The 25,919-nt window shown below is 60.2% G+C and carries 23 protein-coding genes; 8 read left to right on the top strand and 15 right to left on the bottom strand.

Features of this window, described 5'->3' with window-relative positions; translation table 11 throughout:
• Nucleotides 1-52: 52 nt before the first annotated feature.
• The gene (locus ACYZT8_RS27345) at nt 53-646 is read right to left on the bottom strand and encodes a fasciclin domain-containing protein (RefSeq protein ID WP_461977330.1); all 594 of its coding nucleotides are present in this window, start codon (nt 644-646) and stop codon (nt 53-55) included.
• Nucleotides 647-857: 211 nt separating this feature from the next.
• Between ACYZT8_RS27345 and ACYZT8_RS27340 the strand changes: the two genes are divergently transcribed.
• Nucleotides 858-1,412, top strand: a complete 555-nt coding sequence (locus tag ACYZT8_RS27340) for a DUF2780 domain-containing protein (RefSeq protein WP_461977328.1) — start codon at nt 858-860, stop codon at nt 1,410-1,412.
• A gap of 1 nt (nt 1,413) precedes the next feature.
• Here ACYZT8_RS27340 and ACYZT8_RS27335 read toward each other — a convergent pair whose 3' ends face one another.
• Complete coding sequence (locus ACYZT8_RS27335) at nt 1,414-2,301, bottom strand: acyltransferase (protein WP_461977326.1); 888 nt, start codon at nt 2,299-2,301, stop codon at nt 1,414-1,416.
• 270 nt (nt 2,302-2,571) lie between these two features.
• On the opposite strand from ACYZT8_RS27335, the gene rloA2 reads away from it, so the two are divergent.
• From rloA2 to ACYZT8_RS27310, 5 genes are all read left to right on the top strand, one after another.
• Nucleotides 2,572-3,078, top strand: a complete 507-nt coding sequence (gene rloA2 / locus ACYZT8_RS27330; RefSeq protein WP_176457736.1) for a retropepsin-like aspartic peptidase RloA2 — start codon at nt 2,572-2,574, stop codon at nt 3,076-3,078.
• Between the two features lie 59 nt (nt 3,079-3,137).
• Nucleotides 3,138-3,818: a two-component system response regulator CreB gene (gene creB / locus ACYZT8_RS27325; RefSeq protein WP_461977324.1), complete on the top strand. Its 681-nt coding sequence runs from the start codon at nt 3,138-3,140 to the stop codon at nt 3,816-3,818.
• Nucleotides 3,818-5,236, top strand: a complete 1,419-nt coding sequence (creC, locus tag ACYZT8_RS27320; protein WP_461977322.1) for a two-component system sensor histidine kinase CreC — start codon at nt 3,818-3,820, stop codon at nt 5,234-5,236. The genes creB and creC overlap by 1 nt, the downstream gene beginning before the upstream one ends.
• 216 nt (nt 5,237-5,452) lie before the next feature.
• Nucleotides 5,453-6,823, top strand: coding sequence for a cell envelope integrity protein CreD (gene creD, locus ACYZT8_RS27315; protein ID WP_461977320.1), 1,371 nt, complete (start codon nt 5,453-5,455; stop codon nt 6,821-6,823).
• Nucleotides 6,820-7,053, top strand: a complete 234-nt coding sequence (locus tag ACYZT8_RS27310; RefSeq protein ID WP_461977318.1) for a hypothetical protein — start codon at nt 6,820-6,822, stop codon at nt 7,051-7,053. Before creD ends, ACYZT8_RS27310 begins: the two co-directional genes overlap by 4 nt.
• On the opposite strand, the gene ACYZT8_RS27305 is transcribed toward ACYZT8_RS27310, so the two are convergent.
• The 8 genes from ACYZT8_RS27305 to ACYZT8_RS27270 form a co-directional block, all read right to left on the bottom strand.
• On the bottom strand, nt 7,050-7,679 hold the full coding sequence (locus ACYZT8_RS27305; RefSeq protein WP_461977316.1) for a glutathione S-transferase: 630 nt from the start codon (nt 7,677-7,679) through the stop codon (nt 7,050-7,052). The two genes, ACYZT8_RS27310 and ACYZT8_RS27305, sit on opposite strands and share 4 nt — an antisense overlap.
• 362 nt (nt 7,680-8,041) lie before the next feature.
• Nucleotides 8,042-8,221: a hypothetical protein gene (locus ACYZT8_RS27300; RefSeq protein ID WP_461977314.1), complete on the bottom strand. Its 180-nt coding sequence runs from the start codon at nt 8,219-8,221 to the stop codon at nt 8,042-8,044.
• Complete coding sequence (locus tag ACYZT8_RS27295) at nt 8,218-9,351, bottom strand: PepSY-associated TM helix domain-containing protein (protein ID WP_461977312.1); 1,134 nt, start codon at nt 9,349-9,351, stop codon at nt 8,218-8,220. The genes ACYZT8_RS27300 and ACYZT8_RS27295 overlap by 4 nt, the downstream gene beginning before the upstream one ends.
• 73 nt (nt 9,352-9,424) lie before the next feature.
• Nucleotides 9,425-11,851, bottom strand: a complete 2,427-nt coding sequence (locus tag ACYZT8_RS27290; protein WP_461977310.1) for a TonB-dependent siderophore receptor — start codon at nt 11,849-11,851, stop codon at nt 9,425-9,427.
• A 231-nt stretch (nt 11,852-12,082) separates the two neighbouring features.
• Nucleotides 12,083-13,054: a FecR domain-containing protein gene (locus tag ACYZT8_RS27285; RefSeq protein ID WP_461977308.1), complete on the bottom strand. Its 972-nt coding sequence runs from the start codon at nt 13,052-13,054 to the stop codon at nt 12,083-12,085.
• Nucleotides 13,051-13,569: an RNA polymerase sigma factor gene (locus ACYZT8_RS27280; protein ID WP_461956025.1), complete on the bottom strand. Its 519-nt coding sequence runs from the start codon at nt 13,567-13,569 to the stop codon at nt 13,051-13,053. Before ACYZT8_RS27280 ends, ACYZT8_RS27285 begins: the two co-directional genes overlap by 4 nt.
• A 257-nt stretch (nt 13,570-13,826) precedes the next feature.
• Nucleotides 13,827-14,534, bottom strand: coding sequence for a 3'-5' exonuclease (locus tag ACYZT8_RS27275; protein ID WP_461977306.1), 708 nt, complete (start codon nt 14,532-14,534; stop codon nt 13,827-13,829).
• Nucleotides 14,531-16,471 carry a putative nucleotidyltransferase substrate binding domain-containing protein gene (locus tag ACYZT8_RS27270; protein ID WP_461982628.1) on the bottom strand — a complete coding sequence of 647 codons (1,941 nt, stop codon included), beginning with the start codon at nt 16,469-16,471 and terminating at the stop codon, nt 14,531-14,533. Before ACYZT8_RS27270 ends, ACYZT8_RS27275 begins: the two co-directional genes overlap by 4 nt.
• Nucleotides 16,472-16,725: 254 nt before the next feature.
• Between ACYZT8_RS27270 and ACYZT8_RS27265 the strand changes: the two genes are divergently transcribed.
• Nucleotides 16,726-17,187 (top strand): response regulator, encoded by a 462-nt coding sequence (locus ACYZT8_RS27265; protein ID WP_461977304.1) that lies wholly within the window; start codon nt 16,726-16,728, stop codon nt 17,185-17,187.
• Between the two features lie 58 nt (nt 17,188-17,245).
• Here ACYZT8_RS27265 and ACYZT8_RS27260 read toward each other — a convergent pair whose 3' ends face one another.
• Nucleotides 17,246-19,438, bottom strand: a complete 2,193-nt coding sequence (locus ACYZT8_RS27260; protein WP_461977302.1) for a malate synthase G — start codon at nt 19,436-19,438, stop codon at nt 17,246-17,248.
• Between the two features lie 601 nt (nt 19,439-20,039).
• Here ACYZT8_RS27260 and ACYZT8_RS27255 point away from each other — a divergent pair.
• The gene (locus tag ACYZT8_RS27255; protein WP_094470306.1) at nt 20,040-20,558 is read left to right on the top strand and encodes a glycine cleavage system transcriptional repressor; all 519 of its coding nucleotides are present in this window, start codon (nt 20,040-20,042) and stop codon (nt 20,556-20,558) included.
• Between the two features lie 215 nt (nt 20,559-20,773).
• Here the strand turns inward: ACYZT8_RS27255 and rarD are convergent, their stop codons facing one another.
• The 4 genes from rarD to ACYZT8_RS27235 form a co-directional block, all read right to left on the bottom strand.
• Complete coding sequence (gene rarD / locus ACYZT8_RS27250; protein WP_461977299.1) at nt 20,774-21,661, bottom strand: EamA family transporter RarD; 888 nt, start codon at nt 21,659-21,661, stop codon at nt 20,774-20,776.
• A gap of 92 nt (nt 21,662-21,753) precedes the next feature.
• On the bottom strand, nt 21,754-22,728 hold the full coding sequence (locus ACYZT8_RS27245) for a serine/threonine protein kinase (RefSeq protein ID WP_109635384.1): 975 nt from the start codon (nt 22,726-22,728) through the stop codon (nt 21,754-21,756).
• A gap of 182 nt (nt 22,729-22,910) precedes the next feature.
• Complete coding sequence (locus ACYZT8_RS27240; protein ID WP_461977297.1) at nt 22,911-24,812, bottom strand: PhoX family protein; 1,902 nt, start codon at nt 24,810-24,812, stop codon at nt 22,911-22,913.
• 57 nt (nt 24,813-24,869) lie between these two features.
• Nucleotides 24,870-25,634 carry a TOBE domain-containing protein gene (locus ACYZT8_RS27235; protein ID WP_461977295.1) on the bottom strand — a complete coding sequence of 255 codons (765 nt, stop codon included), beginning with the start codon at nt 25,632-25,634 and terminating at the stop codon, nt 24,870-24,872.
• Nucleotides 25,635-25,919: the final 285 nt, after the last annotated feature.

Genomic DNA, 25,919 nt, shown 5'->3' with positions numbered 1-25,919 from the left:
GTGGACACCTCACAAAACTGCCGGCCCTGATGCGCAGAGCCGGCGGCACGGCTCAGCTTTTGGGCATCAGCACTTTGTCGATGACCTGAATCACGCCGTTGGACTGGTACACGTCATAGGTGGTGATGTCGGCGACGTCACCTTTTTCATCCTTGACCGTGATGTTATGCGGGCCGTTCATCATCACCCACAGCTTGCCGCCCGCGACGGTGGTCAGTTCGGCTTTCCCGCCACCGGCCTTGATCTTCTCGGCCAGGGTCATCATGTCGAGTTTCCCGGCGACCACGTGGTAGGTGAGGAGGTGGCTCAAGGTTGCCTTGTTGGCGGGTTTGAGCAGAGTGTCGACGGTGCCGGCGGGCAGGGCGGTGAAGGCCGAATTGACGGGGGCGAACACGGTGAACGGGCCTTTACCCTTGAGGGTGTCGACCAGGCCTGCGGCTTTCACGGCGGCGACCAGGGTGGTGTGATCGGCCGAGTTCACGGCGTTATCGATGATGTCCTTACTCGGCAGCATGCTCTGGCCGCCTACCATGACCGAGTCGTGGCTCATGGTGGCTGCTTGCACGGTGTTCAGGGCGAATCCGCCGCCAAGGGCCAGGGTCAGCAGGCTGGCAATCAACGGCATTTTGATCGAAGTGCATTTCATGGTGATGATCCTTGTGCAGGGAATCGGCCAGGAAAGTCTGTCCGTGCTTGATATACGCAGGCGGGGTTAGACTGGATGCAGCCTCAGGGAAAACTTTTTTTGACGAACATGATCCTTGTGGGAGTTGGGAACAATCCCCGGGGATGCCAGTCGAACGCACAGTTTTTCGCCGCCCATGGGTGGGCGGTTTATGCCTAAAGAGGTTGTCTCGATGAAGATTTCACGCGGTTTTGCACTGGCTTCGCTGATGACCCTCGCGGCCAGCCCGGTCTTCGCCGGTTTCAGCCTGGAAGATGTGACCAAAGCGGCCTCGAGCATGCAGGGCGGGGATGCGGCCGCAGCGGCTGCGCCAACTTCAGAAACAGCCGGTTTGCTGAGCGCGCTAAGCCAATTGAACGTAACGCCACAACAGGCCGTTGGCGGAACAGGAGCGATGCTGGGGCTGGCAAAAAATCAATTGAGCTCGACCGATTACTCGGAACTGGCCAAAAGCGTTCCGGGGATCGACAAGTTGTCTGGCGGCGGTGAGCTGGGTGCCCTCGCGGGCTTGCTCGGGTCTTCCGGCAAGGCGGCGGGTCTGGACAATGCCCTGGGCGCCGTAAAGAACACTAATGATCTGAACAATGCTTTCAGCGCATTGGGCATGGACAGCGGCATGATCGGCCAGTTTGCCCCGGTGCTTCTGCAATACCTCGGTCAGCAGGGCGTCGGCGGTTCGCTGCTGGAAAGCCTTGGCGGGATCTGGGGCGCCGGCACCGGCAGTTGATTCAGCGGCGCCCGGCGCGCAAGGCGTCGATGCGTTGATCCTTCTCGATCCAGAGTTGGTTGACCCAGTTCTGGATCGTTTCGCGAAACTGCGGATCGTTTTCGTAATCGCCTTGCCACAGCGCCGGGTCGAGTTCGCGGGTCTTGATATCGATGATGACCCTCGGCACATTGCCACTGATCAAGTCCCAAAACCCCGGAATCTGCTGCTGCGGATACACCACCGTCACATCGAGAACGGCGTCCAGCTGTTCGCCCATCGCTGCCAGTACGAATGCCACGCCGCCAGCCTTGGGCTTGAGCAAGTGAGTGAACGGTGATTGCTGTTGAGCGCTTTTCGCTGCGGTGTATCGGGTGCCTTCCAAGTAGTTGACCACGGTCACCGGTTGACGCTTATACAGCTCGCACGCCGCTTTGGTGATCTCCAGGTCCTTGCCAGCCAGCTCAGGGTGCTTCGCCAGGAATGCCTTGGTGTAGCGTTTCATGAACGGATAGTCCAGGGCCCACCACGCCAGGCCCAGAAACGGCACCCAGATCAGTTCTTTCTTGAGGAAGAATTTGAAGAACGGCGTGCGGCGGTTGAGTGTCTGGATCAGCGCCGGGATATCGACCCAGGATTGATGGTTGCTGATCACCAGGTACGAGGTATCGCGGCGCAGGTCATCACCGCCACGGATGTCCCATTGGGTGGGGATGCACAGCCGGAATATCAGCTTGTCGATCTCGGCCCAGGTTTCAGCGATCCACATCACCGACCATGAGGCGTAGTCGCGAAAACGCCCGGGCAGGATCAGTTTGAGCAGGGCAAACACCATCAGCGGCCCGAACAGGACCAGGGTGTTGAGTAACAGCAGCAGGGTAACGAAACAGCCGGTGAGGAGGCGGCGCATAAGTAACTCTTGAAAGCATTTGGGCGCGCAATGATAAGCAGCTTCGGGCGACAGGCCAAATCGGCGGTGACGAATGTTTCACCTTTGCGTAGCTATGCTTGAGCGAATTGATCGTTCCCACGCTCCGCGTGGGAATGCAGCCCGGGACGCTCTGCGTCCCAGAAGCGTGACGCAGAGCGTCACATGAGGCATTCCCACGCAGAGCGTGGGAACGATCATGCGTACAACGGTCTAAAATCCTGCTGCCCACTCCTTATGGATGCCCATTACGTGAAATCCCTCCTTGCACTGCTTTCCCTCGTGGCCCTGCCGGTCTTGGCCGCTGAGCCGACGCTGTACGGGCGTTACGAATACATTGCGCTGCCGGAAATCGGCGGCGAAGTCCTTAAAGCCAAAATGGACACCGGCGCCCTGACGGCATCGCTGTCGGCCAAGGACATCGAAACCTTCACCCGCGACGGCGACGAGTGGGTGCGTTTCCGCCTCGCCACCAAAGATGCGAGCAACAAGGTCTACGAGCACAAGGTCGCGCGGATCAGCAAGATCAAGACCCGCTCCGAAGAAGACGAGGATGACAAGGAAGCCATCGAGCCCACCAAGCGTCCAGTGGTCGATCTGGAACTGTGCCTGGGCAACGTCAAGCGCACTGTCGAGGTCAACCTCACCGACCGCAGCAGCTTCAATTATCCGTTGCTGATCGGTGCCAAGGCCTTGCGTGAATTCGGCGCAGCGGTAAACCCAGCGCGACGTTTCACAGCAGACAAACCTGACTGCTGATTGACGGAATGTGAGGCTTGGGGCACCGTTCGCCCACTTAACTGCCGGGCTCGGACGCCATGCCTCATATCCTGATAGTCGAAGACGAAGCGGCGATTGCCGACACCCTGATATTCGCGTTGCAGGGCGAGGGGTTCACCACCACCTGGTTGAGCCTCGGCGCGGCTGCGCTGGAGCATCAGCGCCAGACCCCGGCCGACCTGATCATTCTCGACATTGGTCTGCCGGACATCAGCGGCTTCGAAACCTGCAAGCAACTGCGGCGTTTCAGCGAAGTGCCGGTGATCTTCCTCAGCGCCCGTGATGCGGAAATCGACCGCGTGGTGGGTCTGGAAATTGGCGCCGACGACTACGTGGTCAAGCCGTTCAGCCCCCGGGAAGTCGCGGCGCGGGTCCGGGCGATTCTCAAGCGTATGGCGCCAAGACCAGTGACTGAAGCCTCATCGGCGTTGTTTCGTATTGACAGCGAACGCGTGCAGATCAGCTATCGCAATCAGCCACTGAGCCTGACCCGCCACGAATTTCGACTCCTGCAATGCTTGCTGGAACAACCCGAACGCATTTTCAGCCGCGAACAATTACTCGATGCGCTGGGTGTCGCCGCCGATGCCGGTTATGAACGCAGCATCGACAGCCACATCAAAAGCGTGCGTGCCAAATTGCGTCTGGTGAAGGCCGATGCCGAGCCGATCCAGACCCACCGCGGCCTCGGTTACAGCTACAGCCCGGGGAGCAGCTGATGCCGCTGGGGATCCGGATTTTCCTGGTCTACGTGCTGTTCATCGGCCTGACCGGTTACTTCGTGCTCAACACCGTGATGGAAGAAATCCGCCCCGGCGTGCGTCAGTCCACGGAAGAAACACTGGTCGACACCGCCAACCTGATGGCCGAGATCCTGCGCGACGACTTCAAGGCCGGCACCCTCAATCAGAACCGCTGGCCCGAACTGCTCAGGGCCTACGGCGAACGGCAGCCGAAGGCAAGCATCTGGGGGTTGCCGAAGAATCAGGTCAACCACCGCATCTACGTCACCGACGCCAAAGGCATCGTGGTGCTGGACTCCAGTGGCGCAGCAGTGGGGCAGGATTACTCGCGCTGGAACGACGTCTACCTGACGTTGCGCGGTGAATATGGCGCGCGTTCCACCCGCAGCGATCCGAACGATGCGAACTCCTCAGTGATGCACGTCGGCGCGCCGATTCGCGACAACGGTCAGATCATCGGCGTGGTCACCGTGGCCAAGCCCAACAGTTCACTGCAGCCTTACGTTGATCGCACAGAGCGTCGATTGCTCGCCTATGGCGCGGGGCTGATCGGTCTGGGTCTGCTGTTCGGCGCGCTGTTGTCGTGGTGGTTGAGCGCGGCGCTGCGGCGGTTGACGGCTTATGCGCAGGCGGTGAGTGAAGGGCGGCGCGTTGAGGTACCGCATTATCGTGGCGGGGAGCTGGAGCAACTGGCGACGGCGGTGGAGCAGATGCGAACCCAGCTGGAAGGCAAAGCCTACGTCGAGCGTTATGTGCACACCCTGACCCATGAATTGAAAAGCCCGTTGGCGGCGATTCGGGGGGCGGCGGAATTGCTGCAAGGTGAAATGCCGCTGGCTCAACAGCAGCGTTTCGTCAGCAACATCGACAGCGAAAGTGTGCGGATGCAGCAGTTGATTGAACGGCTGCTGAACCTGGCCCAGGTTGAACAGCGCCAAGGGCTGGAAGAGCGGGTGGCGGTGCCGTTGGCGGGTTTGGTCGATGAGTTGCTGAACGCCCAAGCTGCGCGGATCGAAGGTAAAAAGTTGCGTGTGGAACAGCAGATTTCTCCGGACATGAATCTGCATGGCGAGCCGTTTCTGTTGCGCCAGGCGGTGGGGAATCTGCTGGAGAATGCTTTGGATTTCACACCTGCCAACGGTGTGCTGCGGTTCAGCGCCGACCGCGTTGGGGAGCAGATCGAGTTCAGGCTGTTCAACCAGGCCGAGGCGATTCCCGATTATGCGTTGCCGCGTTTAAGTGAGCGTTTTTACTCGCTGCCGCGTCCGGACAGTGGGCGCAAGAGCACCGGGTTGGGGCTTAACTTTGTGGAAGAAGTGGTCAAGTTGCATGGCGGGTCGTTGAGCATTGGCAATGTCGAGGGTGGGGTGGAAGTCGTATTGCGCTTGGCTTAGGACCGAGTCGCCGCCATCGCGAGCAGGCTCACTCCCACAGGGGATTTATGGTGAACACAACATCTGCGAACACTGCAGCTCCAGTGTAGGAGTGAGCCGGCTCCGGGCGGCGCTCCGACGATGGGGCCAGCCCAGTCTCCACAAATCTCCATATTCTCCTCATAAATTCCCCACACACCCATTCCAGACTCTGCCCATCCAAACAGGGAGAGTCCCATGAACCGCAGCCTGACCATAAAACTCGGGGCCATTGCCCTTCTGATTCTGTTATTGCTCATCCCGTTGCTGATGATCAACGGCGTCATCCAGGACCGCCAGCAACTGCGCGACGGTGTGCTCGAAGACATTGCCCGCAGTTCCAGCTACAGCCAGCAATTGAGCGGGCCGCTGATGGTGGTGCCGTACCGCAAAGTGGTGCGCACCTGGAAACTCAACGAGAAAACCAACGAGCGCTACCAGGAAGTCGGTGAAGAACGCGGTCGACTGTATTTCCTTCCGGAACGCTTCGAGCTCGACGGCCAGGTGCAGACCGAACTGCGTTCCCGAGGCATTTATGAGGCGCGGCTGTTCCACGCCGACAACCGCATCAGCGGGCATTTCTCGGTCCCGGCACAACTGGGCATCAAGGAAGACTTCGCCGATTACCAGTTCGATCAGCCGTTTTTGGCCGTCGGTATCAGCGACATTCGCGGTATCGAAAACGCCCTGAAACTCGAACTCGACGACCAGCGTCTGGACTTTGTACCGGGCAGTCAGGTGGGCTGGTTAGGCGAAGGCGTGCACGTAACGTTGCCGGCGCTGGATGCGAAGCAAGCCACGGAATTGACCTTCGGTTTCGACTTGCGTCTGCAAGGCACCGGTCAGTTGCAGATCCTGCCGGTGGGCAAGACCAGCAAAGTGTCGCTGAGCGCCAACTGGCCGCACCCAAGCTTCATCGGCAATTACCTGCCGGCCCAGCGTGAAGTCACCGATCAGGGTTTTACCGCTAACTGGCAGACCTCGTTTTTCTCCACCAACCTGCAAGAAGCGCTGAGCAGTTGCGTGTCCGGTGGTGGTTGCGAGGCGTACAACGGCCGCAGCTTTGGCGTGAGTTTCATTGATCCGGTGGACCAGTACCTGAAGAGCGATCGGGCAATCAAATATGCGTTGCTGTTCATCGTCCTGACTTTCGCTGGCTTCTTCCTCTTCGAAGTGCTGAAAAGCCTCGCGGTGCACCCGGTGCAATATGCATTGGTGGGCGTGGCGCTGGCGTTCTTCTACCTATTGCTGCTGTCGCTGTCGGAGCACATCGGTTTTGCCCTGGCCTATCTGTTGTCGGCGGGCGGTTGCGTGTTGCTGATCGGGTTCTATGTCTGCCATGTGCTGCGCAGCGTGCGCCACGGCTTGAGCTTTTCGGCGGGGTTGGCGGCGTTGTATGGCTTGCTCTATGGCCTGCTGAGTGCAGAGGATTACGCGCTGTTGATGGGCTCGTTGTTGCTGTTTGGCTTGCTCGGCGTGTTCATGGTGCTGACCCGCAAGCTGGACTGGTACGGGATCGGGCCGAAGCCGGCCAAACCGCTGGCGTTTGATATTGGAGCGGTGGAATGAGCCGGTCGCTGGGGTTGCGTGAGGATCAGCGGGAAGGAGAGGTATTGGCGACGTTGATTGCGGTGTTGTTTCCTGTGGATCCGGTGTGCCGCCATCGCGAGCAAGTCGGATCGCCGCACCGCCGCCGCTCCCACAAGGGATCTTCTGCGAACACGAATTTCGCGCACGCCAAGGACCCTGTGGGAGCGGGCTTGCCCGCGATGAGGCCGGAACAGTCAGCGAAGATCTAAACCTTCGGCATCGTCGCCACCATCGAAGGCCGCTGACTCACCTCGAAATACCAGGCCGCCAACTGCGGATTCGCCTCGCGCCATCCCAGATCCGGATGGCGCAAGTCGAGGTAACCCAACGCACACGCCACGCTGATAGCCGCCACGTCAAAATGGCTGGTCAGCTCGGCAATTGCGTCCTTTTCCAACAGCGCCAGCGCGCGACGAATCTTGTCGCGCTGGCCGTCGAGCCATTCGTCCCAATGCTTCTCGGGCGCGCGCAGGACCACTTCATAACGAACCATCACCGAAGCATCCATGATCCCGTCGGCCAGGGAGGCCAGGGTCAAACGGCGCCAGCGGGCCGAGCCTTCGCGGGGGATCAGCGGGTTGCCGACGTGTTGATGGTCGAGGTAATCGAGGATCACCCGGCTGTCATGGATGACGTTGCCGTCGGCCAGACGCAGGGCCGGGATCTTGCCCAGCGGGTTGTCTTCGTTGAGCGTCTGATCCGGGCTCACCGGCGTGAGTACGCAGTCTTGCAGCGCCACGCGGTCGGTCTGACCGGTTTCGTGCAACAGCACCATGACTTTGCGAACGAAGGGCGATAACGAATTGTGGAACAGGGTCATGCTGGGGGCGGACATGGCAGCGTCTCGGTATTGGGCAGTGCTGGGCAGCATAGCGCGTTGAAGCAATAGCTCAAGACGACCAGCGAAGGTTCAAAAACCTGTGGGAGCAGGTTCAGGCAGTTGGCTGCGTGTTGTCGTATAACTGCCGTGTTGGTCGGAGTTCTGTAGCAGCTGTCGAGCCCCAGCGAGGCTGCGTCCGGCTCGGTCCGCGTTCGGGCGAAGCAGTCGTAAATCCTGCAACAGTGATCTTTCAGGCGCACCGCGTTTGCCGGACTGCGGCCGCTGCGCGACCGAACGCAGCCTCGCTGGGGCTCGACAGCTGCTACAAGGATTTGCGAATTTCTTTGAAGCAGCGGTGGTCCGCGAAGCGATGTAAATCAGCAGCGTTGCAGCAGGCCGCGCAGGGCAAGGACGGCAGGGACGCCCAGGCCCAGCCAGCTCAAGGCATCCCACACGCCATCGCCCAGCAGCGCGGCGAACAACCCTGCGGCGCTGAGCAGGGCGATCACGGTGGGCGTGGCGAAGACCTTCCAGAAGTTCGACTGTCGCGGCCTCATGCTTGCGCCTCCGCATGTTCGAGCTCAGGTTTTTTCGCCGCCCTGCGCCGCACCACCCACAGATAAACCCCACTGCCCAGCACGATGATGGTCAGCACATCCAAAGTCGCCCAGAGGATTTTCATCGGCATGCCGCCGTAATCACCGAAGTGCAGGGGTTGCGACATGCCCATGGCGTCCATGTACCACGGTCGTTCGGCCACCGCCGTGACTTGCAGGGTACTGGCGTCGATCAACACCGGCGTCAGCAAGTGCGAAGTCAGGTGGGTGCTGCCCTTCATGAACACGGCGTAATGGTGTTCGCTGGAAAACCGGGTGCCGGGGAAGGCAATGAAATCGGGTTGCATCCCCGGCGCGACTTCCTTGGCGATGTCGAGCAAACGGGTCGCGGGCGCCAGGTGCGTCAGCGGCGGTGCGTCGCGGTACGGCGCGATCATCGCGCTCAGGGCGTCGTTGCGCCAGGCGGCGATCAGCAGATCCGCGCAGGCACTGATGACGCCAGTGACGCCGACCACCAGCGCCCAGGTCAGGGTAACCACGCCGATCAGGTTATGCAGGTCGAGCCAGCGCAGGCGAGTGGACTTGTCCTGGCGCACGGTGGCGAATTTCAAGCGGCGCATGAACGGCAGGTACAGCACCGTCCCGGAAACAATGGCCGCGACAAACATCAGCCCCATGAACGCCAGCAGTAATTTGCCCGGCAGTCCGGCGAACATGTCCACGTGCAGGCGCAGCATCACCATCATGAAGCCGCCGTTGGCCGACGGCATCTCCAGCGCTTCGCCGGTGCGGGCGTCGAGCATGAAGGTGTGGGACGAATTGGGTTCGGTACCGGCGGTGGCCGCCATGATGGCGATCGCTGCGTTGGGCTCTTCCTCGTCAAAGCCGAAATACTGCATGACTTCGCCGGGGCGATGTTTTTCAGCCGCCTGCACCAACTGCTGCAAATTCAGTTGCGGGGTGTCCGCCGGCATGTGCTTCAACTCGGCGGCATCGCCCAGCAGATGGTCGATCTCGTGGCTAAAGATCAACGGCAGGCCGGTCAGCGCGAGCATCAGCAGGAACACCGTGCAGATCAGGCTGGTCCAGGTATGGACGAACGACCAGCGGCGAATTGTTTTACTTTTCATTTCATGGCCCTTAGAAATACCAAAGCCGTCCTCGAAGGACGGCTTGGGTCTTGGAGCGTTTCAGCTCAGGCAATTACCACTTGTAAGTTGCACTGGCGACGACGCTGCGCTGGTCGCCGTAGTAGCAGTAGAAACTGTCACAGGTGGAAATGTAATCCTTGTCCAGCAGGTTGGTGGCGTTCAGTGCCAGCGACGCACCTTTGAGGCTGTTGTCCAGACGGCCGAGGTCGTAATGGACGGCGGCATCGAACACGGTATAGGCATCGGCCTTGCCCAGCCAGGTGTTGGCCTGATCGCCGTAGGTGTTGCCGGTGTAGCGAGCGCCGGCACCAATCCCGAAGCCATCCAGCACGCCGGCGTGCCAGGTGTAATCGGCCCACAACGAAGCCTGTTGATTAGGCATCAATTGCAGCCGGTTGCCCTTGTTGTCGCCTTTCTGCACTTCGGACTTGGCCAGGGTGTAGGCCGCGATGATCTTCAGGTTTTCGGTGACGTCGGACACCGCTTCCAGCTCCAGGCCCTTGACCTTCACTTCGCCGGTCTGGCTGGTGATCGGTGTGGCGCCGACAGTGGTGGTGACCGAGACGTTTTTCTGGGTCAGGTCATACACCGCCGCACTGAGCAGGGTATTGCTGCCCGGTGGCTGGTACTTGATGCCCAATTCCCACTGCTTGCCTTCGGTTGGCTTGAACGATTCGGTGGTCGAGGCTGATGCGCCGGTGGTGGGTTGGAAGGATTCGGCGTACGACAAGTACGGCACGAAGCCCGAGTCAAACACATAGCTGATCGCCGCGTTGCCGCTGAAGGCCTTGTCGCGCTCGGTGTTGGTGGCGTCGCCCTTGTTGAAGAACTCGGTGCTGGTGTGGACCCAATCCTCACGTCCGCCGACGGTCAGGCGCCATTGGTCGAGGGCCATTTGATCCTGCACGTACAGGCCGGTCTGGTAGGTCTTCTGGTTGTAGTCGTAGAACGCGGTGGAGCGCGGCGGACGAACGATTGGCTGGCCATAAATCGGGTTGTTGACGTTGGTGGTCAACCCGTCGCCGAAAATCGAGGTGTAGTTGGTGTTGCTGCGCTGGTGGTCGAGACCCAGCAGCAGGGTGTGACGGACATCGCCGGTGGCGAAGTCGGCCTGGAAATTGTTATCCACAGCGAACTGGCTGATGTCTTCATCGACGATGGTGCTGGTGCGTCCGACGTTACCTTCGTTATCCACCTGGGTGAACGGATACGAGCCGACAGTGAGCCCCTGGAACGACAGATCGGATTTGGTGTAACGCAGGTTCTGCTTGAACTGCCAGACGTCGTTCAAGCGATGTTCGAACGCATAACCCAGCGCGTAGTAGGTGCGGTCGTAGTATTCCCAGTCCGGGTCGCCGAGGTTCTTGTGATGAGAAACCTTGCCGAACGGCATGTCGATCTTGGTGCCTTGCACCGGCAGGAACTGGCTGGTAATGCCGGTATCGTCGCGGGTGAATTGCGTGAGCAAGGTGAACCTGGTGTCTTCGTCGATGTTCCAGGTCAGGCTCGGCGCGATGTTGTAGCGCTTGTTGTCGACGTGGTCGATCTGCGTGCCGCTGTCGCGCACCACGCCGCTCAGGCTGTAGAGGAACTGGCCTTCGTCATCGATCTTGCCGGTGCTGGCGAAGTTGATCTGGCGCTGATTGTCGCTGCCGTATTGCAGCTGGATCTCATGGCTGTCTTCGGCAGTCGGACGGCGGCTGACCATGTCGAGCAGGCCGCCTGGCGGGGTCTGGCCGTAAACCGAAGAAGCCGGGCCACGCAGCAGGGCGAGGCGATCGAGGTTCCAGGTTTCCTGTTTCGGGTTGGCGTACGTGCCTTTTGGCAGAGGCAGGCCATCGAGGAACTGGGTCGGTTCGAAACCCCGTACCCGCAGCCAGTCGGCGCGGGTGTCGCTGCCGTAGCTGCTGGCGACGATGCCGGGCATGTAGCGCACGGCGTCATCGAGGTTCTGCACATTGCGATCTTCCATTTGCTGGCGGGTCGCAACCGAAATCGAGCGCGGCGCTTCGACCAGCGCGGTGTCGGTCTTGGTGCCGGCGGCGGTGCGCGTGGCAACGTAGCCTTCCACCGGGCCCCAGGCGCTTTCAGTATTCTCGACGCCGATGACGGCGGTTTCCGGCAGGGCCAGCGTGCCCTCGGGAATGGCGACCAGGCTGTAGGTGCCGGCGCTGCTCTGTTCCAGTTGCAGACCGGTGCCGCGCAAGGCTTCACGCAGTGCGCCGGGCGCGTCGAACTGACCCTTGACCGGCGCGGAGGTCTTGCCCGCTGCCAGCGATGGATTCAGCGACAGCGCGAGGCCCGCCTGGCTGGCGATCTGGTTCAAGGTGCTGGCCAATGGTGCGGACGGCAGGTTGTAGGCGCGAACGCTGGACGCTTGTTCAGCGGCGATCAGCTGGGTGCTGGCCAACGGCGTGCAAAGGGCAATGGCGACTGCCAACAAGCTGGGGCGCAACAAGGTGTCTAGCGAACGGGACATACAGCGGCTCCTGAATGGAAATATTTCTCAATTGCCTAGGTGCCGAACGAGAATCCAAAAGTGATAGGGCTGGATGAAAATAATTTCGATTCAGTAAACAAGATGAATTTCTATGATGATCGTTCCCACGCTCTGCGTGGGAATGCCTCAATGGACGCTCTGCGTCCGTTTCGGCATGTGACGCGGAGCGTCACGGGCTGCATTCCCACGCAGAGCGTGGGAACGATCATCTCAGGGCTTGATTTCAGCCTTCGCTACCGTTACCCACCACGGCGTGTGCTGTTCGATCTGTACCGGCAGGGTCGGCAGCAGCGCACTGAGAGCCTTGTCGGTGTCGTGCAGCGGGAAGCTGCCGGTGATCCGCAGGTCGGCGATCTCAGGTGCAACCCCCAAGTGCCCGCGTCGATAACGACCGAGTTCGTGCACCAGATCTTCCAGTCGTGCGTTGTCCACCACCAGCATGCCGCGAGTCCAGGCATCGGCGCCGAGGTTCAGCGCGACGATTGGCCCCAAGCCATTGCTGCGCATCAGCACTTGCTGGCCCTCACGCAGGATCTGCTCTTCAGGACTCGACTGCGGATGGGCGGCCACCGCTGACTGCAACACGCTCAGTCGCGTGCCTTCATCCTCGCGCTTGACCAGGAACCGCGTGCCCAGCGCGCGCATGCGGCCTTCGCGGGTTTCGACGATAAACGGCCGGGCATCGCCATGACCGGTTTCGACGAGAATTTCCCCTTCCTGAAGGATGATAAGCCGCTGCTTCTCATCGAAGCGCACGTCCACAGCGCTGTGGGTGTTGAGGTTGATCAGCGTGCCGTCGGTCAGGCGCAGGGTGCGCTGCTCGCCGGTGGCGGTGCGCTGGTCGGCCAGCCAATAGTCGATGGGCAGATAACGATCACCGGCGAACAGCGCCAACCCGATCACCGCGACGATACTGGCCAGGCCGCTGCCGAGCTTGCGTACCCGTCGGCGAATGCTTTCGCGCGATTGCAGCAACGCCGTGCGAGCCGGGCCGCTGGCGACACTGAAACGTTGGTCGAGCATGCCCAACTGACGCCACGCCCGAGCGTGTTCCTCGTGGGCGGCGTGCCATTTGGCGAATTCTTCGCGCTCCACCGGGTTGCCGGAATCCAGGGACAATTGCCAGGCAATTGCGGCATCCAGCACTTGGGCTGATACCGGTTTGGAACTGACCGGGCTCATACCGGCTCACCGTACAACGCGATGTAGCACTGACGAATGCCTTGGGCCAAATACTGACGAACCCGAGGCACCGACACGCCCAGACGCTCGGCGATTTCCGCATGGCCGAGCCCGTCGAGACGGTTATAGAGAAACGCTGCTCGGGCCTTGCTTGAAAGCTTGCTGAGCAGGCGGTCGATGTTTTTCAGGTCTTCGAGGATCAGCTGCTGTTCTTCCACCGACGGTTGTTCGCCTTCGGGGATCAGCATCAATTCGGTGAGGTAGGCCTGTTCCAGCGCTGCGCGACGGAAATAGTCGAACAACAAGCCCTTGGCGATTGCCACCAGAAACGCCCGCGGTTCGCGAGGCTCCTTCAGTTCATCACGGCCCAGCAGACGCAAGAAAGTGTCCTGACTCAGGTCTTCGGCCCGTTGCGGGCAGGCCACATTGCGTCGCAGCCAAGCCAATAGCCAACCGCGATGGTCGCGATACAACGCACCAACGAGCTCACTTTGGGGGCTTTGGACTGACGACACGCAGCATCACCGATTGGGAAGTGTTAACTAACGAGAATTGTTCGCGATTGTGGCAGAGGCGGGGGATGTAAGCAATTGGCCACTGGTCAGGTGGATATCAGGGCATGCGTAAAGTGAACCTGTGGCGAGGGAGCTTGCTCCCGCTCGGCTGCGCAGCAGTCGTAAAACCGGCGATACGGGCTGTCTGGACAAATGCAAGGGGTCGCTTCGCGCCCCAGCGGGAGCAAGCTCCCTCGCCACAGGGATTTTTGTGAGGGCTAAAAGGAAGGCGCGCGCTGTCTGCGTTTCCACTTATTGATCCGCTGCTGCAGATTCAACGGACTATGAATCTGCTGCTGCCGCGCCCGGCTGAACAAAATCAACGCCAGCTCCGCCGTCGCCAGCGCATCAGCACTGGCATTGTGGCGTTCAAAGACTTCCAGCTTGAACCAGTCAATCCACTCATCCAGCCCGGCATCGCGAATGTGCGCCTGAGGACACAGCAGCGGCGCGATGTCCGCCACGTCCAGAAACGGATGCTGCAATTTGTAGCCCAAATGGTCTTTCAGCGAGCGCCCAAGCATGTGTTGATCGAACGGCGCATGAAACGCCAGCACCGGACTGTCGCCCACGAATTCCATAAGTTCGAGTAGCGCCAGCCCCGGATCGCTGCCGGCGGCAATCGCGCTCGGCCCCAGGCCATGAATCAACACGCTGGGGCCCACCTTCATATCGACGCATTGCAGCGTGCGTTCGAACTGCTGGCTGAAATCAATCGCTCCGTCCTCGATCACCACCGCGCCGATCGACAACACCCGGTCCTTGTTCAGGTTCAGCCCGGTGGTTTCCAGGTCGAGCACCACCCAGCGCTGCTCGCGCAAGCTGCATTCGCTCAGCTCGGCTACTACAGGCAAGCGTTCCAGGCGTTGTTGCAGCTCGCCGGGCAGGATGGGAATGGCCGGGCGTAGCCATGAAAACAGGCTCATAGCTGATACCGCAGGGTCAGGCTGCTTTGCAGGCGTTGAGCCTGGCGCAGGGATTCACGCAGGATCCGTCGATCCAGATGATTGAGGCTGTCCGGATCGACCCGGTTGGAGTAGGGCAAGTTCTCACGGGTCTGTAGCTGATGTTGCTGCATGCGGGTTTGCTGGATGAAGTGATAAGCCTCTTCGTACGCGGCACCGTCCAGCCGTTCAATGACCTCTTTGGCCACCAATTCTCGAAAGCGCTCCAGGGTATTGTTGGCCTCGATGCCATGGGCCAGGGCCAGCAATCGCGCGCCGTCAACGAACGGCGTCAGCCCCTGGACCTTCAGATCCAGCGTGGCTTTCTCGCCATTCTTGCGCGCTAGCACGAATTCACGGAAACGTCCTACCGGTGGACGGTTGCGCAAGGCGTTCTCAGCCATCATCCGTTGGAACAGCCGGTTGTCATTCACCTGATCGAGAATGCCCTGACGCAGCTGATCGCAACCTTGCTCGTCGCCCCAGACCACGCGCAGGTCGAAATAGATGCTCGAACCCAGCAGGTTCTCCGGCGTCGCCTCACGAATAAACGCTGCAAAACGCCGCGCCCATTCGGCCCGGGACAAACACAGTTCGGGGTTGCCGGCCATGATGTTGCCCTTGCACAGCGTGAAGCCGCAGAGCGCCAGGCTCTGGTTGATCTGCTGGGCGATGGGCAGCAGTTTGCCGCGAATTTCCGCCGCATGGGCCGCGTCCCGGGCTTCGAACAGAATGCCGTTGTCCTGATCGGTGTGCAGCGTCTGTTCGCGGCGGCCTTCGCTACCAAAGCACAGCCAGCTGAACGCAATGCCGGGGTCACCTTTCTCGGCAAGGGTCAGTTCGATCACCCGGCACACGGTGTGGTCGTTGAGCAGCGTGATGATGTGGGTGATCTGGGTCGAAGAGGCACCGTGCGCCAGCATGCGCTCGACCAGTTGGCCGATCTCGCCACGCATCGCCACCAGGTTTTCCAGTTTCTGCGCGCTGCGAATGGTCCGCGCCAAGTGCACCAGGTCGACCCGTTGCAGGGAAAACAGATCCCGCTCGGACACCACGCCACACAGGCGATGGTCTTTCACCAGACAGACGTGGGCGATGTGTCGCTCGGTCATGGCGATCGCCGCATCGAAGGCGCTGTGGTCCGGCGACAGGAAAAACGGCGCCTGGGTCATGTGGCGCTCGATCGCTTCGTTGAAGTCGTTAGTGCCCTCGGCCACCACATGGCGCAGGTCGCGCAGGGTGAAAATACCCAGCGGGGCTTTCTGCTCGTCGACAATCACGATGCTGCCGACCTGCTGCTCGTGCATCTGGGTCACGGCTTCACGCAACGGCGTGGCGGGGCTGCAGGTCACCGGATGGCGCATGGCCAATTCGCCCAGTCGCGTATTCAGCGAATATTGAGTGCCGAGGGTTTCCACGGCTTTTTGCTGGACTTGCTGATTGACCTGATCCAGCAGGCTGCTGACACCGCGTAGGGCAAAGTCGCGAAACGTGGTGGAAAGTGCGAACAGTTTGATGAACGCCAGCTTGTTCAGCTGTAGGCAAAAGGTGTCTTCGGCGGCCAGGTGTTCGGTGCGTGTCGCGCGCTCGCCCAGCAGCGCGGCGAGGGGGAAACACTCGCCGGTGGTGATTTCGAAGGTGGTTTCGGTGCCGCCCTTGGCCGTATGCGGGCGTTCACCCACGACCCGGCCTTGTTTGACGATGTAGAAGTGCTCAACCGGCCCATCGGCAGGTTTGATGATGCTCTCGCCGGGGCCGTAGAAACGCATCTGGCATTGTTCAACCAGGTACGCCAGGTGGGCGTGTTCCATTTGATTGAAGGGCGGGAAGCGCTGAAGGAATTGCAAAGTGCCCTGGATGTTCTGCAACACCGCGGTTTTCCCTGCCTGTGTGAAGGCGTCCGCTTTACTCATAACCATGACCGCAGTCTTTTTTGAATTGTTGTTGTCGGATGACTCAGCCATGGTCGGCCCCTGCGCGCAGGGTGCCCATTGGACGTTTGTCTAGGTCGGGCGTTGCAGGCGTCGGAAGTTAGGAAATGTCTGACGCAAATGCAGGAAAAACCTCCTACATTGGCTATAGGAAAACTTTCCGACGAAGTGCACATTGAAGGTCTGCTTAGCGATGTCTGACGGATGTGCTAGGGAATTGAAATGAAAACGTAGAGAAAGCCATGTCCGACCACGATATTTTGAGTGACGCCGAGCGCGAGGCGCTGAGTGCCGTCATGCTGGAACCTGACCTGCCGGCGCAGCGGGTGCTGATCGTTGATGACGATAAAGACGCGCGGGAGCTGTTGTCAGAGATTCTTGCGTTGGACGGTATTCGTTGCATGACGGCGGCCAGTGGCGAGACTGCACTCAAGATGTTGAGCGAAAAACCTTCGATTGGCCTGGTGATTACTGATCTGCGTATGGGCCACATCGATGGCCTGGACCTGATCCGCCAGGTGCGAGAGTCAGCTCGGGCGGCGATGCCGTTCATCATTGTTTCCGGGGACGCCGACGTGAAGGATGCGATCGCCGCGATGCATCTAAGCGTGGTCGACTTCCTGCTCAAACCTGTCGATACCGGCAAGCTGTTGGAGCTGGTCAAACATGAGTTGGGAATAATGGAAGAGCAAGAACCGATTTGAAACAAAAAGGCCCTGATCTTTCGATCAGGGCCTTTTTTTGTCCGGCGCAAACGCTCAGTTACAGGCCATTGGCAGCCTTGAACTCGCGACGGCGACGGTGCAGGACCGGCTCGGTGTAGCCGTTCGGCTGCTTGGTGCCTTCGACCACCAGTTCGACCGCCGCCTGGAAGGCGATGTTGCTGTCGAAGTTCGGGGCCAGCGGGCGGTACAGCGCGTCGTTGGCGTTCTGACGGTCAACCACCGGCGCCATGCGCTTGAGACTTTCCATGACCTGATCTTCGGTGACGATGCCATGACGCAGCCAGTTGGCGATGTGCTGGCTGGAAATACGCAGCGTCGCACGGTCTTCCATCAGGCCGACGTCGTTAATGTCCGGCACTTTCGAGCAACCGACGCCCTGGTCGATCCAGCGCACCACGTAACCGAGAATGCCCTGGGCGTTGTTGTCCAGTTCGTTCTTGATCTGTTCCGCGGTCCAGCTCGGGTTCACGGCCAACGGGATGGTCAGGATGTCGTCAACCGAAGCGCGAGTGCGCTTGGCCAGCTCGGCCTGGCGGGCGAATACATCGACCTTGTGGTAATGCAGCGCGTGCAGCGCAGCCGCCGTTGGCGATGGAACCCACGCTGTGTTGGCACCGGCCAGCGGGTGAGCGATTTTCTGTTCGAGCATCGCAGACATCAGGTCGGGCATCGCCCACATGCCTTTACCGATCTGGGCGCGACCTTGCAGGCCAGTGCTCAAACCGATATCGACGTTCCAGTTCTCGTAGGCGCCGATCCACTTCTCAGCCTTCATGTCGGCCTTGCGCACCATCGGGCCGGCTTCCATGGAGGTGTGGATTTCATCGCCGGTACGGTCGAGGAAACCGGTGTTGATGAACACCACGCGCTCGCTGGCTGCCTTGATGCACGCCTTGAGGTTGACCGTGGTCCGGCGCTCCTCGTCCATGATCCCGACTTTCAGCGTGTTGCGTTGCAGACCGAGCACTTCTTCGATGCGACCGAACAGCTCGTTGGTGAACGCGGCTTCTTCAGGACCGTGCATTTTCGGCTTCACGATGTAGACCGAACCGGTACGGCTGTTCTTGCGTGAGCTGTTGCCGTTGAGGCTGTGGATCGCCGCAAGGCTGGTGATCAGGCCGTCGAGAATGCCTTCCGGCACTTCGTTGCCGTCTTTATCGACGATCGCGTCGATGGTCATCAGGTGACCGACGTTGCGCACGAACAACAACGAACGACCGTGCAGGCTCAGCTCTTTACCGTCGACGCCGGTGTAAGTGCGATCAGCGTTCATGGTGCGGGTAAACGTCTGACCGCCCTTGGAGACTTCTTCCGACAGGTCGCCCTTCATCAGGCCGAGCCAGTTGCGGTAGATCACCACTTTGTCATCGGCATCGACGGCGGCGACGGAGTCTTCGCAGTCCATGATGGTGGTCAGCGCGGCTTCCATCAGAATGTCTTTGATACCGGCAGCGTCGGTCTGACCGACCGGGGTGCTGGCGTCGACCTGGATTTCGAAGTGCAGGCCGTTGTTTTTCAGCAGGATCGCGGTCGGTGCAGCCGCATCGCCGTGGAAACCGATCAACTGAGCGTCGTTGCGCAGGCCCGTGCTCTTCAAATCCGAGCTGCTGCCGCCTTTAAGGGCGACCACCAGTTTGCCGTCAACGATCTTGTAGCCGGTGGAGTCGACGTGAGTGCCGGCCGCCAATGGCGCCGCTTCGTCGAGGAAGGCGCGGGCGAAGGCAATGACCTTGTCGCCACGGACCTTGTTGTAGCCTTTGCCTTTTTCCGCGCCGTCGGCTTCGCTGATGGCGTCGGTGCCGTAGAGCGCGTCATACAGCGAACCCCAGCGGGCGTTCGAGGCGTTGAGCGCGAAGCGGGCATTCATTACCGGCACCACGAGCTGTGGACCGGCCATGCGGGCGATTTCGTCATCGACGTTTTGCGTCGTTGCCTGGAAATCGGCCGCTTCTGGCAGCAGATAACCGATGTCTTGCAAGAAGGCTTTATAAGCCACGGCGTCGTGTGGTTGACCGGCACGGGATTGGTGCCAGCCATCGATACGAGCCTGGAAATCATCGCGTTTGGCGAGTAGGGCTTTGTTCTTCGGCGCCAGGTCATGAATGACCTTGTCGGCACCGGCCCAGAACTTATCGGCGGTGAGGCCGGTACCGGGAATGGCTTCGTTGTTCACGAAGTCGAACAGGACTTTGGCGACCTGCAGGCCACCGACTTGAACGTGTTCAGTCATTGCTTGCCTCACTCTGCTCAGCTATTTCGCTTTTCAGCTCTTCAAATTAACAATGAAGCCTCTGGCTATTTAAACCACAAACCCCTTCCACCAGTACATGCCATTTCGGGCGGCTGGAATGGAACCGATCAACGGCGTTGAGGCCTTGCTGATAGGGCTTTCAGGGCTGCGACTATGCCGGTGGCAGACATCGATCCAACGTTATGTAGTGCGCGCTGCGGCATACTACATGATGAATTGCGCTTGTGAAAATTAGACTAATTACGTCGTTCTGCGACCCCATGACGCATTGCGGTCACGTCGGGGATAGGGATGTTCTCAAAAAAGTATGAGATTGTTCCAGTTAAATATAAGAAGTTGTACACATAATCTTCCTTGCACTGCTATGGGCTGTGGTTTTTGTGGCGAGGGAGCTTGCTCCCGCTCGACTGCGAAGCAGTCGTAAAATCAGCCAATGCGGTTTGTCTGAATAATGCAGGGGGCCGCTCCGCGCCCCGGCGGGAGCAAGCTCCCTCGCCACATGAAAGCAGTACCGCGCTGAATTGAACCCCTGCCTATACTTGGTCTTCTATAACAAAAGTCATGACTAGAGGGCTGCGCCATGGACCACCTCGTACTCACTGTATTCGCTCCGGACAAGCCAGGACAGGTCGAGCGCATTGCCCAGTGCATTGCCGAGCACGGCGGCAACTGGCTTGAGAGCCGCATGTCGCGCATGGCGGGTCAGTTCGCCGGGATTCTTCGGGTGGGCGTGCCGGCCGAGGCCTACGATGAGCTGGTCGATGCTTTGAAGGCGTTATCTGCCCACGGTATTCGCGTGTTGATCGCAGAAAGCGGCATCGAGCAATCCTGCACCTGGAAACCGATTGCCATGGAATTGGTGGGCAATGATCGCCCGGGGATCGTCCGTGACATCACTCGCCTGCTGAGTGAGCAAGGGGTGAACCTGGAGCGCCTGGTGACCGAAGTACGGCCGGCGCCAATGAGCAGCGAACCTTTGTTCCATGCCGAAGCGATTCTGGCGGTGCCGCTCACCTTGTCCCTGGACGTGTTGCAGTCACGACTGGAAACCCTGGCCGACGATTTGATGGTCGAATTGGTACTGCGCAGCGAACCGTGACAGGGTTATCCAAGTTATACGTGCACCTGCCTGTGGATAACCTGTAGAGACAGCCCGCCAGCCCACGCCGGCCGGGCTTCTTCAGGATCTGATCAAAAAACCAGCAGTTTCAACAAGTTGCACACAAACGGCGGGGATCACGCTGTGGATAACCTTGGGAAGGATCAATGCAGGCCACGAACAACGTGGCCTGCAGAGTTTTGTACGTTTTTTGATCAGTTGCGGCGGCGCAGACTTATCCACGCATCAACGCTGTAAACCGCCAGGCCCGCCCAGATAAAGATGAATGCGACCAGTGTGCTGGAAGACAGGTGTTCGCCAAACAGCAGAACGGCTTGCAGCAGCACCAGCGTCGGCGCCAGGTACTGGAGAAATCCCAGTGTCGTGTAAGGCAAATGCCGTGCGGCAGCGTTGAAACACACCAGTGGCACCAGCGTCACCGGCCCGGCCGCCACCAGCCACCAGGCTTCGGATGTGGTCCAGAACTCGGGCTGAGCGCTTGTGGCGGTCTGATTGAACAGCAGCCAGGCAATGGCAATCGGCACCAGCATCCAGGTTTCCACCACCAGGCCGGGCAGCGCTTTAACGGGCGCTTGCTTGCGGATCAGGCCGTAGAAGCCAAACGTCAACGCCAGCACCAACGACACCCAAGGGAGACTGCCGACTTGCCAAACCTGTTGCGCGACGCCGACCGCCGCGAGTGCCACGGCAATCCACTGCATGCGCCGTAGCCGCTCGCCGAGGATCAACATGCCCAGCAGCACGTTTACCAGTGGGTTGATGTAGTAACCGAGGCTGGCCTCAAGCATGCGCCCGTTGTTCACCGACCAGACGTAGGTCAGCCAGTTGGCCGCAATCAGCGTGCCGCTCAGGGCCAGAATCGCCAGCCGTTTCGGGTTGTCACGCAACTCGCGCCACCAGCCCGGATGCTTCCACACCATCAGCAGCAAGGCGCCGAACAGCGCGGACCAAAGCACGCGGTGGATGATGATCTCCACGGCGGGCACGTTGGCGATGGCTTTGAAGTAGATCGGGAACAGGCCCCAGATGATGTAGGCACTCAGGCCCAGGATGTACCCGCGACGCGGGTTGGCAGCTTGCATGCAGAATCCTTGCTTAGGCAGCTAACAAAGAGGGGATTGTATAGATGTGTCACATCTTGTGTAGGAGCCAGCAAGCCGGCTCCTACAAAGGGTCAGAACAGTTTCAGCGGTTCTTCGTTGAGCGCAGCCAATTGCTCGCGCAACGCCAACACCTGATCACCCCAATACCGTTCACTGCCGAACCACGGAAAACTGTGCGGGAACGCCGGGTCGTCCCAGCGGCGCGCGAGCCAGGCGCTGTAGTGCATCAGGCGCAAGGCGCGCAGCGGTTCGATCAGGGCCAATTCCCGTGGGTCGAAGTCGTGGAACTCGTTGTAACCGTCCATCAACTCTGACAACTGACCGAGGCATTCCTGACGGTCCCCTGCCAGCATCATCCAGATGTCCTGCACCGCCGGGCCCATGCGGCAGTCGTCGAGGTCGACGATGTGGAACATCTCATCGCGACACATCATGTTGCCGGGGTGGCAATCGCCGTGCATGCGGATGTTCTGGTGCGGGGTGGCCTTGTAAACCTCTTCCACCCGCTTGAGCAGGTCGCGGGCCACGGACTCGTAGGCCGGCAGCAGGCTTTTGGGTACGAAATTGCCTTCAAGCAAGGTGGTCAGCGAGTCATGACCGAAATTCTTCACGCCCAGCGCTTCGCGGTGTTCGAACGGTTTGGTCGCACCGACGGCGTGCAGGCGGCCAAGCAATTGGCCAAGGCGATACAGTTGGTCGAGATTGCCCGGCTCCGGCGCGCGGCCGCCACGGCGGGGGAACAGGGTGAAACGAAAACCGGCGTGTTCGTGCAGGCTGGCGCCGTTGTGAATCATCGGCGCGACCACGGGGACGTCGCACTCGGCGAGCTCGAAGGTGAACTGGTGTTCTTCGAGAATCGCTTCGTTGGTCCAGCGCTGCGGACGGTAGAACTTGGCGATCAGCGGCTCGGAGTCTTCGATGCCGACTTGGTAGACACGGTTCTCGTAGCTGTTGAGCGCCAGAATGCGCGCGTCGCTGAGAAAGCCGATGCTTTCGACGGCATCGAGCACGAGGTCTGGGGTGAGGGTTGCAAACGGGTGGGCCATGCTGACTCCTGCGCGCAGCAGGCTGCCGCGTCCGGCCAAGCATGGTAGCGCAGACGGGGCATCTTTAGTGTTAAGGCTTGAGATGAGTGGTGTTGCCATCGCTAGCAGGCTAGCTCCCACACTGGATCTGCGACACTCTGCAAATCCCCTGTGGGAGCTAGCCTGCTAGCGATGGGGCCCGATCAGGCGCCGACGATCCCGCCATCCTCCCGGGAAATCGCCATTACCGAAGACCGCGGCTTGCCATTCGGCAGATGCTCAGGGAACGTCGATCCACCGTTTTCCCCCGGATGCTGAATCCCCACAAACAAGGTCTTCTGATCCGGCGAAAAGCTGATCCCCGTGACCTCGCAACCCACCGGCCCGACCATGAACCGGCGAATCTCCCCGCTCACCGGATCGGCACACAGCATCTGGTTGTTGCCCATGCCCGCGAAGTCGCCCGCGTTGCTCGAATCGCCATCGGTGAGAATCCACAGCCGCCCAGCGTTGTCGAAGCCCAAGCCATCCGGGCTGTTGAACATGTTCTGCGGCGTGATATTCGACGAGCCGCCCTTCGGCGTGCCAGCGTGGAGGCCCGGGTTGCCAGCGACCACAAACAGATCCCAGGCAAAGCTTTTCGAGCCGTGATCGTCACGGTCGGTGCGCCAGCGCAGGATTTGCCCGTAGACGTTCTTCTCACGCGGGTTCGGCCCACCCACGGGTTGACCGTCTTCACCGCGCTTGGCGTTGTTGGTCAGCGTGCAATAGACCTGGCCATCCTTGGGGCTGACGACGATCCATTCCGGACGGTCCATGCGGGTGGCCTTCACCACGCTGGCCGCGAGACGCGCGTGGATCAGTACTTCGGCCTGATCGGCAAAACCGCTGCTGGCGTCGATGCCGTTTTTACCGTGGGTCAGTTCGATCCACTCGCCCTGGCCTTTCGGGTGATCGGCGTTGCTGTCGCCCGCATCGAAGCGCGCCACGTACAAGGTGCCGTGGTCCAGCAAGTCGCGGTTGGCCTTGGGGTTTTTGTGATTGATCTTGTCGCGGCTGACGAACTTGTAAATGAATTCGCCGCGCTCATCGTCGCCCATGTACACCACGGCGTGACCGTCTTTGGTTTCGGCCAGGGCAGCGTTTTCATGTTTGAAGCGACCCAGAGCAGTACGTTTGACCGGGGTCGATTGCGGATCGAACGGGTCGATTTCCACGACCCAGCCGTGACGATTGAGCTCGTTCGGATTCTTCGCCAGGTCGAACCGCTCATCGTGTTGATGCCAGTTGATCTCTTTGCTGGTCGCTACTGCACCGTAGCGCTTCTGCGCGGCGTCGAACTTCTGCTCGGCATTGTTGCTGCCGAAGCAATCGGTGAAGTTCTCTTCGCAGGTCAGGTAAGTGCCCCACGGCGTCTTGCCGTTGGCGCAGTTCTGAAAGGTGCCGAGCACATTCTTGCCTTGGGGGTCGGCGCTGGTTTTCACCAGGGCGTGACCGGCGGCCGGGCCGCTGAGGCTGATCGGCGCGTTGCCGTGAATGCGGCGGTTGAAGCGCGAGCCCTGGACGAATTGCCACTGCCCGTTCTTGCGCTGCACTTCGATCACCGACACGCCTTCGCAAGCCAAGGCTTTGTGCACGTCATCGGCCGATTGCGGCATGCCGCCGTGGGGGTAGAGGTAGCGATAATTGGTGTATTCGTTGTTGATCGCCATCAGCGCCCGGTCTTTTTCACCGGGAAATTCGAACAGGCTCATGCCGTCGTTGTTGTCGCCGAACTGGACTTCCTGCTGCGCGGCGGTGCCGTTGCCACTCGGGTCGAACGCCGGGCCGTTTTTCTGCAACGGCTGGCCCCAACTGATCAGCACCGAGGACTTGTAGCCTGGCGGCAGGCTGATGGCGTCGCTGGTGGCGGCGGGGATGCTGTCAAAACCCAACAGTTTGCTGGAGCCTGCGCTGACACTCGCGGCCAGCACGCTGCGGCTCAGCAGGTTGCCGCCGAGGAACATTGCGGCACCGCAGAGGGCGCCGGCGCTGATGAAGCCACGACGGCTGAGGCCGACCATTTTTTCGAGGTCGGTGGACTGGTTTTCTTCTAATAGGCTCACATCAGGCTCCCTGCTGGTTTTGCAGCCACCTTAAAGAGCGTCGATGAAGCTTTTGTTTCAGAGCGGAGTGCCGAGCAAAACGTTGGACGGCGCGAACTGCACCAGCACCGGTTTGTCAGCGGCAAGACCCAGGGTCCTCAAGTGCAGCGGCTCGGCCAATGCGCAGAGGGTCTGGCCGTTGGGAAGGCCGATGCGCACTTCGCTGGGGCCGTCTTCGGCATCGAGAATGGCTTCGATGATGCCCTTGAGGCAGTTGTTGCCGGGTGTTGCTTGTTGGTCGATGCCCAGCAACTCCAGCCAACCGGCCTTGATCAGGGCCACGACTTCGGTGCCAGTGTCCAGCTCCAGGCGCAGGGTGCTGTCGTGAGTGATTTGCGCATCGAGGGTCAAGCCTTCGGCCAGTTCAAGACGGACCCGATCGTTGTGCCCCTGGTTGTCGATCGCCACGACCTTGCCGTGCAATTGATTACGCGCACTGGTTCGGAGCATCAGCCGACCGAGCAGGTCAAGGTCGCTGGCATCCTCAGCGGCTTCCAGAACCTGGGCCTGCAAGGCTTGCAGTTTTTGATATAGGCGCAGCACGCGCTCACCTTCGCTGGACAGCTTGGCCCCACCGCCACCCTTGCCGCCGACGCTGCGTTCCACCAGTGGTTTCTGCGCGAGGTTGTTCAGCTCATCAATGGCGTCCCATGCCGCCTTGTAACTCAGCCCCGCGCTTTTGGCGGCGCGGGTGATCGAGCCTTGTTCGGCGATGTGCTGCAGCAACGCGATGCGCTGCGGGCGACGGACAATGTGCTGGGACAACAAAGTAGGCAGGGACATGGCAAGAGGCTTTGGGCTGTGGCGATGGGAGGACGTTGGCGGCTGGAAGCCTGTGAGTCAAGTCAGGCCACGTCCTTGTGGGAGTGAGCCTGCTCGCGATATAGGTAGTCCGTTCCTTTCTCTTCCATACTGACTTCGCTGGAAGTTCGCTGTCGGCGAGGAAGGAACATGCACCTGCGGGCTACGAATATGCTCGCGAAGCACTCGATGATTACGCCATCACCTTCGAGCCCACAGGTGCGCTTGCGCCCTCTAACGAATTCTCAGGGAAAGCCCGACACGGCT

The organism is Pseudomonas sp. LB3P93 (assembly GCF_054898025.1).
Note: the sequence above shows the minus strand (reverse complement) of the source record. Positions and strands in the feature narration are given on the sequence as shown.

Excerpts from the sequence above, each read along its gene's own strand:
- ACYZT8_RS27290 (WP_461977310.1), bottom strand. The coding sequence starts at position 11,851 with ATGTCCCGTTCGCTAGACACCTTGTTGCGCCCCAGCTTGTTGGCAGTC.
- ACYZT8_RS27340 (WP_461977328.1), top strand. The coding sequence starts at position 858 with ATGAAGATTTCACGCGGTTTTGCACTGGCTTCGCTGATGACCCTCGCG.
- ACYZT8_RS27255 (WP_094470306.1), top strand. The coding sequence starts at position 20,040 with ATGGACCACCTCGTACTCACTGTATTCGCTCCGGACAAGCCAGGACAG.
- ACYZT8_RS27335 (WP_461977326.1), bottom strand. The coding sequence starts at position 2,301 with ATGCGCCGCCTCCTCACCGGCTGTTTCGTTACCCTGCTGCTGTTACTC.
- ACYZT8_RS27265 (WP_461977304.1), top strand. The coding sequence starts at position 16,726 with ATGTCCGACCACGATATTTTGAGTGACGCCGAGCGCGAGGCGCTGAGT.
- ACYZT8_RS27310 (WP_461977318.1), top strand. The coding sequence starts at position 6,820 with ATGAGCCGGTCGCTGGGGTTGCGTGAGGATCAGCGGGAAGGAGAGGTA.
- ACYZT8_RS27285 (WP_461977308.1), bottom strand. The coding sequence starts at position 13,054 with ATGAGCCCGGTCAGTTCCAAACCGGTATCAGCCCAAGTGCTGGATGCC.
- ACYZT8_RS27275 (WP_461977306.1), bottom strand. The coding sequence starts at position 14,534 with ATGAGCCTGTTTTCATGGCTACGCCCGGCCATTCCCATCCTGCCCGGC.
- ACYZT8_RS27260 (WP_461977302.1), bottom strand. The coding sequence starts at position 19,438 with ATGACTGAACACGTTCAAGTCGGTGGCCTGCAGGTCGCCAAAGTCCTG.
- ACYZT8_RS27300 (WP_461977314.1), bottom strand. The coding sequence starts at position 8,221 with ATGAGGCCGCGACAGTCGAACTTCTGGAAGGTCTTCGCCACGCCCACC.
- ACYZT8_RS27235 (WP_461977295.1), bottom strand. The coding sequence starts at position 25,634 with ATGTCCCTGCCTACTTTGTTGTCCCAGCACATTGTCCGTCGCCCGCAG.
- creC (WP_461977322.1), top strand. The coding sequence starts at position 3,818 with ATGCCGCTGGGGATCCGGATTTTCCTGGTCTACGTGCTGTTCATCGGC.
- creD (WP_461977320.1), top strand. The coding sequence starts at position 5,453 with ATGAACCGCAGCCTGACCATAAAACTCGGGGCCATTGCCCTTCTGATT.
- ACYZT8_RS27345 (WP_461977330.1), bottom strand. The coding sequence starts at position 646 with ATGAAATGCACTTCGATCAAAATGCCGTTGATTGCCAGCCTGCTGACC.
- ACYZT8_RS27305 (WP_461977316.1), bottom strand. The coding sequence starts at position 7,679 with ATGTCCGCCCCCAGCATGACCCTGTTCCACAATTCGTTATCGCCCTTC.
- creB (WP_461977324.1), top strand. The coding sequence starts at position 3,138 with ATGCCTCATATCCTGATAGTCGAAGACGAAGCGGCGATTGCCGACACC.
- ACYZT8_RS27295 (WP_461977312.1), bottom strand. The coding sequence starts at position 9,351 with ATGAAAAGTAAAACAATTCGCCGCTGGTCGTTCGTCCATACCTGGACC.
- ACYZT8_RS27245 (WP_109635384.1), bottom strand. The coding sequence starts at position 22,728 with ATGGCCCACCCGTTTGCAACCCTCACCCCAGACCTCGTGCTCGATGCC.
- rarD (WP_461977299.1), bottom strand. The coding sequence starts at position 21,661 with ATGCAAGCTGCCAACCCGCGTCGCGGGTACATCCTGGGCCTGAGTGCC.
- ACYZT8_RS27270 (WP_461982628.1), bottom strand. The coding sequence starts at position 16,471 with ATGGTTATGAGTAAAGCGGACGCCTTCACACAGGCAGGGAAAACCGCG.